The sequence below is a fragment of the Psychrobacter sp. TPE 89C genome, assembly GCF_055522395.1.
Genome location: NZ_JBVFXW010000064.1, coordinates 1 through 13,036, shown reverse-complemented (window position 1 = coordinate 13,036; position 13,036 = coordinate 1). Strand labels below are relative to the sequence as shown.

The window sequence follows — 13,036 nt, the reverse complement described above, 5'->3', positions numbered from 1 at the left end:
ACCAATTCAAAAGTTTCTAGTGTTAAGTAAGAATATTCTAGTTATCCATAATCATGCTAGAAGGGCTTTTAATATTTGGCATCAATTTAGATCGAAAATGTCGGATATTAATATGCATGCTTTGGATAATTATTATCGTCAGATTACGTAACTAAAATCCCCCAAGTTTAATTGTACGGATTTGACGGCAGGGATCAAGGCGAATACCGTTATTTAACGGATAGATAAAGACAACTATAATAATCTAAACAATAAAAAACCCTTGTAGCACAAGGCTTACAAGGGCTTAATCATTACTAATAATATCTTAACTGGTGCGCCCACCAAGACTCGAACTCGGATCGATCGCTTAGGAGGCAACTGCTCTATCCTGTTGAGCTATAGGCGCATTATGGAGTGACATTGTAGGAAAAAGCAGTCATAAAAGCAATCAACAAAATATAAAAAAAGACAATTTATGCTCATTCACCATTGCTAAGGGCATCAGCGACATTGGTTGATCCAGTTTCCGATACTTGTTGTGTACGTGATGTTGGATTAAATAGATCATTGACGCTGTTTTTATAGCCTTCAATATTATAATAATCGTATTCTTTTAAGATATCTTGTCCTGTGCTTGAGAGTAAAAAGTTGCGGAAAGTAATAGCAGCCGTGTTATCTGTCAAAATAACCCCTTCAAGCGTTTGTTCATCTTTTAACGCATAGCTAAAAGAATTCAGAGTACGTGCTTCTATATTGATATTACCATCAGTATCTTCCTCATCTTCATGACTAAATAGATTTTCTTTACTGGGCTCATCTGCACTGTCGGTAAGGGTATTACTTTGCTTGATTTTATCTTGAGCAGCTTTAAGCTCTGCTTGTAACGGTGCGAGTCTTTCTGTCGATAACCTATCATTAGCGATAATCATATCGACATCAAATACAAATTTTGACGGCTTGCTAGTGTCGTTATCTACTAAAGTTAGGATGTCGCTTGCAGGGACGTAGTTTGCCACTACCTGTATGTGGGGATATCGAGACTCGAATCTAGCAATGATATCGTCTAAAGGTATCTGTAGACTTTTTTCCGCTTGCAAGTATACAGCACTATCATTCAGTGAATTTGCATCATCTTGAGTAGTGGTAGCTGTCGATTCATTTTTGTTTGCCATGATTGGCAAAGGATCTGTATTTTTACGGTTACTGGTATACAACCAAGCAAATATTGCAATGAAGATGACGAGTAGTAGTAAAATCAGCCCAGCTAGCAGCAGTTTGTAGTCTTTCATGTATGACTGCTCTTTTTTTAATTGTTTTACGTTGGGATTAAATAAAAAGTTGTGATGGATTTATAATATATTTTAGAGCTTTTGGTGTAACACTTCATCTGCTAAATCTGCGAGCATATCTGCAAAAATATCTGTTTCTAAAGGTAGCGTTGTTTTTTGCTCATTATTGTCGCTACTTAGCTGATTCTCTGTATTTGATGGGATAGGAGGGGAGTTTGAAGACAAAGCAGATTGATGGTCAGTTGTTCTTGCGGGTGTTGTTTGGTGCGCAGCCAAAGGCGACTCGCCGGAGGTAAGTTTTTCTGTCAGCCACTTAAATCCATGTGCTTCCCACCATGCTTCAAAGCGTGGTAACGTGCTCCCGCGTACAGCGACTGGCAAGTTTAATGTGCGAAGCTTTTGTGCCAGTATAGGGTCGCTAATGGCTTGATGAATACTGAGATAGAGCGATTTACCGTCATCAGTATAAGGTTGTCTGTTTTGCCATGATCTATCATCAATTTTCATACGTGGCAATTGCCACAGTTCACCGCGATAGTAAACGACGTACAAACGTCGCTTAGGGTGAACAAAAATGGCATCAATAGGACGCAAGGGCATAATATTTCGTTATCCCGCTGATAAAAAAGGTTGAGGGTATATAAACTATAACAGTTATTTTAACAAAAACGACGATAGTCTTTTTTGATCTGTACATTTCGATTGAAAACGACACTAAATGTCGTGAACAATTGTACTGCTAGCATATATACTAGTAAACTATAGCTATCAATGGCACACTGATCATCAGCGTATTTCCATCATTTCTATGACTCAATAATCATTGACAATTATTGTTATTTTTACGCTATATAAAACTGCAATGTTAGCAGAAGCAAATGTTGACCACGACTACGAAATATAGATTCACCAGTGTTGTTCAACAGACCCTATTATAACAAGTTTATTTTAGCTAAATTTTTGCTAAAACGATAGATACCTTAGATACCTTAGATACCTCAAGACCTTCAAGCAAGATTCGTTCGTTTTGCGCTTCCATACTTCCAATCAGATTAGTGTCTATGTTTACCATTATTCAATCGCACCGCACCGAAAACCTTGTAGATCAACTGCTTATACAATACCAGTCCAAGGATCAGCCTGTATTTGAGCCTTTTATTGTCATTGTACCGTCAATGGTATTGGGCGATTGGTTGGACAAGACGATTGCCAGCCGTGCTGGTATTAGTACGTTGGTGCGTACTAAGTTCTGGGGTCAGTATCAATGGACGCTGATGCAAGATGTATTGACTCGCCATAATGCGTACTTACTGGCGCAAAACCCTGAAGCGACAACTCTAAACGTGCCGGAAGTGGCGGTGTTGTCACCAACGGTGATGCAATGGCGACTGTTTGGGTACTTAACTTACTATCAAGAGTCGATTGTTACAGATGAAAAACATCCGGTTCATCCATTACTGGCATCTTTGATTGATGAACCGCAAGCAAGTGCTCAGCAAGACAATGTGCGACAGGATAAGGCGCAACAAGATGCCCGTATTTGGCAGCTGGCAAGCGATTTGGCAAGGGTGTTTAACCGCTATTTGACCCACCGTGAGGATTGGTTGGCACTATGGTCGCACAACGAGCCACTGAATGTAGATGAGTTGATAGCAGATAAAGATGCACTGTCATTGCGTTTTGATAAATATGCGCGTGGCACGCCTGAGTGGTTGGTCGAGCATTATGTTGAGTTGGAAGTTGCCCAACGATTCTTGTGGGCGCATTTATTTGCTGATGTTCATCTACACCGTGTGGCACTGGAGCGTGCGTTCTGGTCAGCCTTAAAAAATAACAAGGCGAATGAGCGTGACCAGTTGCCAGCCATACTGCGTATTTTTACTATCCAGCAACTGCCACAGACCGAGTTAGACTTTCTACAGCGCCTGTCGCAATACATGAATATCACGCTATTGCATTACAATCCATCAAAGCTGTTTTGGGCAGATATCGTTGATAAATCATGGTTACAGCGTCAGCAGATTATCAATCCTGAAAGTGTGTTTTTGCGTGATTACGGCCACAGTTTGCTATCACGTTTAGGCAAGCAGTCGCGCGATGCTTTTGCCATGCTTGCCAACTTGTCGGGTAATGAGCAATACGACGATGCACTGGTTGAATGGCAAGATAATTTTGATGATACGCTGAATATTGGTTCTAATCATGGGGTTGCTGCTGAGTATATCGATGATGCTAGTAGCGCTCAAAATAGTCCAAGTTTGTTAAAGCGTTTGCAAAACGATGTGCTGATGCTGGATGAGCAATCGACCCAGCAAGCAACGGCTGCTACAGTCTCGCAAGCAGTAAGTAAGCAACTAGAGCCGAGCTTTGATGAAGAGAAGCAAGAAACGGCTTGGTATGAAGATGAAGCGTTAGAGAATAAGCGCTTTGAGATAGATCGTTTTTGGGCAATCTCTTCGCAGGATAATAGCCTAAGCATTCATTCGTGTCATAGTTTGCAGCGCCAGCTTGAAGTGTTGCGTATCATGATTGGCCGCTGGTTGAACGAACCTATCAATCTGGGTGAGAAAAAACGCCATATCTCTGATATTGTTGTGCTGCTACCCGATGTTGAGCGTCATCATGCATTGATTGGTTCTATTTTCGTCAATGGTAAGGGTCAAGACGGTTTGACTTTGCCTGCTAAAGTGACTGGTGTTGTTGATGCCGATATTCGCCAGTTATGGGAAGCCATTATTGGTTTTTATAAACTATTAGGTAGTCATAGTGCTCGTTTTGAAGCAGATGAAGTCTTAGACTGGCTCATGTTACCGCCTTTATTTGAAAGTTTTGGGCTGACTCATGAACAAATGAGCTGTGGTTGTGACTTGTTGGTAGAGGCGGGCTTTATTCGCGGTTTTGACGAGTTGCATCTTAAACAAACTTTGGATAGTAATGATTACGACTATCGCTTTAGCTTTGCGCAAGCGTTAGACAGATTGACCTTAGGTTTGGTCATGCCAGAGGCTGAGTTGAGTGATTGCTTGTATCCTTTAGATGAGGATGAATGGCCAAGCACTGCGTTGCCAGAAATGACCTTGCCACTACCACAAGTGAGCCTAAATGATGCGCTGATCGTTGAAGCGCTTTGCCGCATTTATACTGGCTTGGTTGCACGTCGTGATGACCATACACAAAAAATGAAAGCGGAAGACTGGCTCGATCAGATTGAGACACAAGTTATCCATCGCTACTTTGGCGATGTGGACCAAACGCGTACTATGCGCGCCATTTACAACGCAATGAATGGTTTTAAGTCTAGTCTGCGAGCCAATCGTCACTATAGGCAGTACGCTAGTGGTGATGTCGACAACAGAGAAGTAGAGCAGAGGCTGGCAGGTGTGGAGCAGTTGCCGCTCAAGCTGAGCTTTATGCTAGACAGTATCGAAAACGAGCTTGAAAGTCAGCAGGTCAGTGCGGAGCCAACGGGTGTGATTACCTTTGGTCGATTTGGTGCACTAAGAAACGTGCCATTTGAGCTGGTGGTGATGCTCAATATGGATCTCTCTGAGTTTCCTGGGCGTGATCGTGACAACCGCTATGATTTGATGAAAGCGACCAATGCACGCCGCGGTGACAGAGTTAGTGAAGATGATGACAATGGCGCATTTTTAGATGCGCTACTGTGCGCGCGCAGTGCATGCTGGATGTTCTATAACGGTCAAAGCTTGACGGACACTCATGAGCATCTGCCAGCCAACCCAGTGAGCGAGCTATTGCAGTTCTTGCAAGGTGAGGTGCAGTGGCAGGTGAACTCGCTTGAGACATTACCTGAGAATATTGATCCCACCACCGAGAGTCTCAAGCGTTACTTACCTAAATTGATTAAGCAGTGGCTAGTGACTGAGCATCCTGCACTGCCTTTTCATGAGAGTCTGTTTGAGACAGAAATTGAAGGCACTGATGTTTTTGAGCAAGCATCTCCTGATATTGATGGCAATGCTAATGCCAACGTTAATATCAATGCTCAGGATACCAGCCCTGTCGATATGATTGATGAGCTGGATACTTTATTAAATACAGCCATGCGCAAAACCAAACTGGCTCAGAAAAAACAGTTTCCGCCTGCGCCGCTTTGGCAAGCGGTGTTTGACACATTGAAAGGGCGAGTGTCTAGTGAGCACAGGCAACTGGTCGGCTTACCCACAAAGGCACAGTATGAGTCAATCGCTCAGGTGCTTGGCCAAGGTTTGGGTCAGCTAGGTCAAGTAGACAACCAAACCTTGTCTGCATTGGTTGAACTGTTGGCGCTAGATACAGCTGTTGATGCTAGCGATGTCAATAGCATGACAGAGGCGCTATCTGATAGCATATTTAATGTTGGTGAGATAGATATTGAAGGGGTGTTGGCTTATCAAGTACGCCATCCTGCCAAAGCGTTCTTACGGTCTCAAAAGGTGCATGTGGTACAAGGTGAAGAAGCACTTTCGCATCAAGAGCCGCTATTTCTAAACAGTTTAACTACCTATCAAATCAAAGACCATTTGATTAAACAGTTGGTTACTGATGAGACTAAGAAGGATGATAGTAATGCAGTGGCTGAGACCACTACGCCAATCCTGATGTATCAAAAAATTATGCCCGCTGGTGTTGCTCGCCAAACCACGCTACCCAATCAACAAAAGAAGCTACAACAGCAATGTTTAGAGTTTAAAGAGCAGTTAATTGCTAATGGCTTTGACGAAAGCAGTATTCTCAACGAGAGTACGGCAGATATCAGCAGTGTATTACAGCTACTGACCCCAACCGCCGAATATCCTGTTCAGATAGAGCTAAAAAATATACTGAATAACACAGATAATGATTCAAAAGACCAGACAGATATAGAGGGTATAGAAACACTGCTTAAGCTGCTGCCGAAAATCATTAAGATCAAAGGCTCAGTACCAATATTAGCCCACATATCAATTATTCAGGCGAGTGTACCTTATGCTCAGCAATCACCTAAGCAGTGGTTAAACATATTGCCCAATTCTGCCAGTCCTAGGCATTTACTCAAGTTTTGGTTATCACATTTGTATTGGCAAGTGGCCAGACGTACCACTGCCGAGCAAGTGGTATTAAATGATGGAGTGAGTATTTGGCGCTTTAATAAGCCTAGCTCACAAGTCAAAAAGTATGACAAGGTCATCGCATTTAAACTGAGCCCGATTGTGTATGAAGATGCAGTAATTGAGCTGATAAAATGGGCTGTTTTTGGCAAATTAACGGGTCAAGTGCCCATTACGTTATTACCAGAATATGCACTTAATTACCTTGATAAGTATCTAAAACCTGAAGAAGATGACGGTAATAGCTACTGGCCAAAACGGGCCGACTTCTCCGACTGGTTAAGACCTAACTATAACTCAGATACGGTATACGATACTTGCTCGCAGCATGCTATTTGGCAGTACGTGCTACGTGACCAAGATGCGTTTAAGGCGTTATCATCAGCGTTGACTACATTAGCCCAGCCATTATACGCGCCGATGTTTAATGCGTTAACTAACTTAGATGGCTAATCATTTAGAATGGTTTCTTTTTACTCTCTTGCTCCAATAGATAATAATTAAAAGTATGCGCCCATATGACAGACCTTAGCGATCCAACCAATATCATTGACTTGTCTACACAACTGAATTTATTTGATGAATATTCAGATGAGCTGCCTTTATCTGCTGTGCCTGAACGTAAAAATGATGTCATACCAGCAGTCGATGTTGACCTAACGGGCAAGCACCTAATTGAAGCATCAGCCGGTACGGGTAAGACTTGGACGCTGACTGGCATCGTACTGCGTCTACTGATTGAAGCACGACGTGCACCAGAGCAAATCATCGCCACGACCTTTACTCGAGCGGCCGCTGCCGAAATGCGTCAGCGTATCCATGATCGTTTGGTAGATTTTTATCAGTTATTACAATGGGTCAATAGCCTAAGTGCTGATACTAGCAATAAAGAGAGTCTCTATCCCAATATACTACAAGTCATGCCTGAGGGTAATAAAGACGCACAAGTAGGCAATAATTCAGACGTAGGCGCAAACATTGAGACATGCATTAACGAGTTAAATCAAGACCTTGCTGCTGATAAGCAAGCGGCGGCAGAGAAACGTAAACAAGCAAAGAAAGACCGTGAAGATTGGCTGGTTAATCAGGCTAAATATGTACGCTTAGACGGCATCATGCAAGATCCTATCAACTTGCATCTCGTCGGTTATTTGCTAGATCACGTGTACAGTTACCCAATGGCGGAAGCTATCAGGCGTACGGCACTGGTACTCACCACATTGGATAAGCTATTTGTAGGCACGCTTGATAGCTTGGCGCAAAAATGGCTGACGGAGTACAGCAGCGAAACTGGTCACCAGCAGGGCATGGGAATTATTGAAGACAGCAGTATTGAACAGGTGACTGACAGCATTATCCATGATGAGCTACGTCAATTTCAGAGCCGCTTATACTATGAAGAGCCTAAAATTTACGCGCTAATGGATCAGCAAGGTAAGCTGACTGCGGTTGGCGATCATAAGAAATATGTGACTCGCTCGCTCAACTTTATCTCTGCGCCGATTGATGAGGTAAGGCATGAGAAAAGCTTTGACTTTGATGCATACGAAAAGCTAATCAATGATTTTTCTCAGTTAGATTTAGCAGATATCCAGCCTTACTTAAATCCTGATTATAGAAAGTCTCAAGGATTTCGTGGTGGTTCTAATTTAACCAAACAGTTTAATGCCATTATTGAAGTGCATCAAAAGATATCAGAGTATCAGCTGACATTTAATAGTTATTTAAATGAGAGCGAGAATAAGATTTTGACATCATTGCAAGATGCCAGATATCCAGATGAAGATGGCAAAATTAAGAACTTTAATAAGAATAAAGAAAAAGAGCATCAGACGCTTTTTGAGCTAGAAACCATTAGTAAGTTAATGGTTCTCTTAGATATGCTAGACAGTTTAAATCAGTATATATTGTTGGTATTGGCCAATCTTAACCGTCATATTGTGCTTGCTGTGCGTAATAGACTGCCAGTTATTTTAGAAGAGCGTGGGGAGACGACTTTTAGTCTGCAAATGGTACGCCTAAACCAAGCGCTAACTGGTCGCCAAGGAGATAAGCTGGCGCGTTATATTCGTCATCATTATCCAGTGGCGTTGATTGACGAGTCGCAAGATATCAATGGCGAGCAAGCCATTATGATTGAAAGCATTTATTTGCCAAAGAATAAACGTAAACAGTCGGACAGTGACAAGCAAGCAACCACTAAAAAAGCCAATCATGAGTTTCTGCTATTGGTTGGTGATCCCAAACAGGCTATTTATGGGTTTCGTGGCGGTGATGTGGCCAACTACAACTATATGAAAGCCCAGTTTAATAAAAGCGCCCTTTGGACACTTGATATCAATCGCCGTTCAAATGCGGGTGTGATTAACGCATTGAACTGCTGGTTTGGTATGGCTGATGCAACAACTGCTGAGAATAAGCTGTCGCAGCTGGGTACTGGGATTCATTACCAACATATCAAAGCGGCAAAACCGGAATATGAGCTGTCTTGGTTTAATGCGTCAGATAGGCTGCATGATGTACTGGTGACAGAGGTGCTTTCTGCTCAGCCAGTAAGCCTATTGCACCTGCCTTATGACAGAGATAAAGAACTTGAGTACGATGAGCATGAAATCACAGCACGCCATATAACCACTTTGCTTAGCAGTGGACAAACGCTAAAAGGTAAGCCGATTCAGCCGAGTGATATTGGGGTGCTGGCACGCGCCAAAAAGGACTTAAAACGCGTTGAAGATGAGCTAGTAAAACTCAATGTGCCGACCTTGACCACCAGTGATGTCAGCATATTTGAGACTATTATGGCAGAAGATGTAGCGGCATTGTTGAGTGCCATGCTATATCCGTATCGTCATGACATGATTAATCGGGTGTTAACCAGCCACCTATATGGACTGAGTATCAAAAACATCAAAGCCATGATGACGGATCATGAGTCAGGCATTACCGAGGGTAGCCGTACGCCAAGCGCCCATTCAAACCATTCTAATTCGAAAGACTTCTTAACTAATGAAGCTACTGATACTAAAAAAAGCTATCAAGACTTTATTACCTATTTGAAAGAAGGTGCACAGCGTTGGCAGCACTTTGGCATATTATCGGCGCTACATTATTTATTAGATAAAAGCCCTGTGCAGCCGCAAGGAGTTTGGCAAGCCCTAGCTGCTCATCCAGAAGGTGACCGTTATATCATGGACTTGCGTCATGTGATGGACATCTTGGCGCAGTATGGTCTAGGCATGGGTGAGCATGAGCTATTAGCTTGGTTCAGGCAGCATATAGATGCAGCGCCCAACAGTGATTGGGCTAAGCAATATCCACTACCGACAGAGTCTGGCGTACAGCTAATGACCATTCATAAGTCAAAAGGGCTTGAGTTTCCTATTGTCTATGTATTAGGAATGGGTGATGCCAGTAGGAAGTCTGGGAATAAGGAAGACTATGGGCTGTATCTATATAACGCGCAACAAGCGCCCTCAATGTTAGTACAGCAGTCGACAGATAATCAATCGGGTAATCAGCGCCGCTTCTCACCATTACAAGGCTCTGACACTGTCGAGGGTTACTATACTGATATCGAAACACAAGAAGGTTTCGATGAGATAAGACGGCTTGGTTATGTGGCGTTTACTCGGGCCAGTGAGCAGCTTTATGTTGTGTTACGAGATCCGAGTAACAAGACAGGGTTCGAGCTAAAGCCAGTGTTTTATTGGTTTGAATCGCCAGAAGCAAAGTTTGAATTACCTGATAGACTCAAAGGTACCATAGGCATGCTCAGAGGGCATAAGGTTAATGAGTTTTATGACAATAATTACGCAAACAACAATGCTAACTCAGCAGGCGTAAATGACAGTGCTCAGCTAGCCGCAACCAAATCAAGTGCTCATAAGCCTACAACAGAGGCTATTGAGTACGCGCCCTTTGCAGAGGTGATGAAAACCAATTATTTTTATGGCTGGGCCAAGACCAGTTTTACCGCCTTAGCGCGTCAGCTAGATGAATCTACACAAGCAATGGCGATAGTGGATGAGCGTATTGATGATGCGATAGACATTGATATGACAGAGTCTGCAGTTTCGAATATCTCTTTACTTAATAACGACGAGTCTCTCGAACAAGACAGTGAACTAAGCCTCAAGTTAGAAGATGATATCCGCTTTACCTTTGTAAAAGGTGCCAATGCTGGTACGTTTTTGCATGAGATATTTGAACAAATAGACTTTACCAATAAGGCTCAGTGGCCTCAGGTTATTGATAGAGCGATTAGTAGCTATCAATTGCCGCTGATATATAGCAGTGCGGAACAGCAGAGCCGCAGATCCCAAGGCAAAAAACAAAGAAATAGTGATGGGTTTGATCTTGAGTCAATAGATACAACGAAGCATGAGGCGTTAATCAATTGGATTGAAGAAGTGCTACATGCGCCATTACTATCTTCTAATCAACCTTTGATATCTCTTAATAAAGGTAAGCGATTTGCCGAGTTAGAGTTCAACATGGGATTGTCAGAGAATTTTAAAGCACAGGATATTAGTAAGCTTTTTCAACAGTATTTACCTGATGAGACAGATAAACATGTCACTCTAGTTCCACAAAACAAAGCGCATCTGTATCGTTATTTGCGTGGTGAGATTGACTTAGTGTATGAGCATGCTGGCAAGTATTATGTGGTTGATTATAAGAGTAACTTTTTAGGAGATAGCCTAAGCGATTATAATGAAAATACGCTAAAGCAAGCAATGTCCAAAGCAGGGTATTGGTTACAAGCAGCGATTTACCAAGTGGCATTACATCGATTCCTTGCCATGAGAATCAGTGATTATACGGGTAACGAAGATAAGTACTTAGGCGCTGTAGAGTACGTGTTTTTGAGAGGTGTCTATGACCCAAATGCTCAGGCAGATACTACGTCTATATCGCAAGATAGTGTTCAGTCTAACCACGATAACTTGAGCGATAGTAATTGTTATGGACTGGTTACTTGGGATATACCCATTGCCTTTATTAAAGGTCTAGATGCATTGTTTGGCCTACCAGATTAATAAACATTACATAGCAATTAGATAGATAAAAATCGTTATAGCAGTTAATCAGATTAAAAAGAGATAAATATACGATGAGTAATAATAATAATAAAAGTAAGTCAGCCATCAGCTTACAAGAGAGCTGGGCCAGTAACATTAGCGATTATATCTTGCTGCGTCGTCAACAGACGCATGTGGCGTATGATGCGGCAGATATAAAGGTAGAGGCTGATGAGAGTAAACATTTCGGTAAGACAGAGGATAATGGCTTATTTACGGCTTTATTCGTTATGTTGGCCACTCATTTGGAAGAGGGCCATACCGTATTGACCATTGAGGCAGCAGAGCATGACACGCCGCTACAAGGTCAAATTAATGGTGAGTTGGTCGCACTATATGCGTGGCAGCAGAACTTATTAGAGATGATGGCAACGCCAATACTCGCATTGATGGACGCTCAAATAGATACGCCGTCAGAAGACGACTCTTCAATTGAGCTGTCATTATTTGGCTCATTAGATACTTTGTTTAGTAAACGAGCTCAGCTATGGGCGCAGCTAGCACTCAGCAACCATGAAAGAGAAATGGTGGTCAAACGGTTTGATACGATAGTTATGCTATACCAACACCTAAAAAATACGGACTTAATGACTTTTATTCAGTTAATTCATGAGAATACTTTATTTGCTAATGTTGATGCGAATAGTGATAATAATAAATATCAGAATAGCCTAAGTAAAAATAAACCTATCATATACCAACTACAAAGAATCGAAACAGATAATGAGACGAAAATATCACTAACCTTTTGGTTACACCGTGCTTGGCAAGCAGAGTTTAATTTGGCAAAAAATATCAACAATATCTTAAATCAGCAAGTAAGTCCTCTACAGATAGCAATACCTGAAAACCTTCATGAGCACCAAGTGAAGGCAATCAATGTCGCTAATAATAATGCGTTTAGTATTATTACTGGCGGCCCAGGTACAGGTAAAACATATACTGTGGCTCAATTGGTCATTGCGCTGCAACAAGCGACAGAGAGTGGGGGAGATGGGGCTGAACATATTCGGTTCAGTACGGACAGTGCCAGTTTGGCATTGGCCGCACCGACTGGTAAGGCCGCCCAGCGAATGCAAGAGTCTCTCCAGGCGGCTTTAGATGCAGCAAATGTTGAGCTACAGTTGCAAGAAGCAAAAACCATTCATCGTCTGCTAGGTATCGGCCGAACAGGCAGGCCTCGTTACAATGCGGATAACCCATTAGGGGAAGATATTATCATCGTTGATGAAGCATCGATGCTCGGGGTTGAGTTGGCCAATTATCTTGTGAGTGCGGTAAAACCGGGTGCAAGGCTGATATTATTAGGCGATGCGAATCAGTTAGCAGCGGTAGATGCAGGGGCTGTACTGGCTGATCTCTGTCGTATTCCACGACTACAAGCCATTCATGTAGAGCTAACCGAAAGCCGCCGATTTAGCGCTGATTCAGGTATCGGCAAGCTGGCCTCTCAAATTAATAAAGCAGAGGTAGATACGCAAGCCATCTGGAAGTTGTTAAAACAAGATAAAGCATTGAGCTTTCAATATGTAAATACGCTGCAAGCGGAGTCTATATTAAATAATAAAGAAAAAAATAGCCTAAGCAATAAAAA

5 protein-coding genes and 1 tRNA gene are annotated in these 13,036 nt (G+C 42.3%); 3 read left to right on the top strand and 3 right to left on the bottom strand.

Annotation, left to right across the window (positions count from 1 at the left end; translation table 11 throughout):
- Positions 1–312: 312 nt before the first annotated feature.
- The 3 genes from ACZW67_RS13205 to ACZW67_RS13195 form a co-directional block, all read right to left on the bottom strand.
- A tRNA-Arg gene (locus tag ACZW67_RS13205) sits at positions 313–388 on the bottom strand.
- 73 nt (positions 389–461) lie between these two features.
- Positions 462–1,271 (bottom strand): hypothetical protein, encoded by an 810-nt coding sequence (locus ACZW67_RS13200; protein WP_465183630.1) that lies wholly within the window; start codon positions 1,269–1,271, stop codon positions 462–464.
- Positions 1,272–1,343: 72 nt separating this feature from the next.
- On the bottom strand, positions 1,344–1,871 hold the full coding sequence (locus ACZW67_RS13195; RefSeq protein ID WP_465183629.1) for a hypothetical protein: 528 nt from the start codon (positions 1,869–1,871) through the stop codon (positions 1,344–1,346).
- 461 nt (positions 1,872–2,332) lie between these two features.
- Between ACZW67_RS13195 and ACZW67_RS13190 the strand changes: the two genes are divergently transcribed.
- From ACZW67_RS13190 to ACZW67_RS13180, 3 genes are all read left to right on the top strand, one after another.
- Entirely contained in the window at positions 2,333–6,814 is a 4,482-nt protein-coding gene (locus ACZW67_RS13190; RefSeq protein WP_465183628.1) for an exodeoxyribonuclease V subunit gamma, read from the top strand.
- Between the two features lie 65 nt (positions 6,815–6,879).
- On the top strand, positions 6,880–11,400 hold the full coding sequence (locus tag ACZW67_RS13185) for a UvrD-helicase domain-containing protein (RefSeq protein WP_465183627.1): 4,521 nt from the start codon (positions 6,880–6,882) through the stop codon (positions 11,398–11,400).
- A 74-nt stretch (positions 11,401–11,474) separates the two neighbouring features.
- Positions 11,475–13,036, top strand: a 1,562-nt coding sequence (locus ACZW67_RS13180; RefSeq protein ID WP_465183626.1) for an ATP-dependent DNA helicase, incomplete at its 3' end; no start/stop codon positions are given.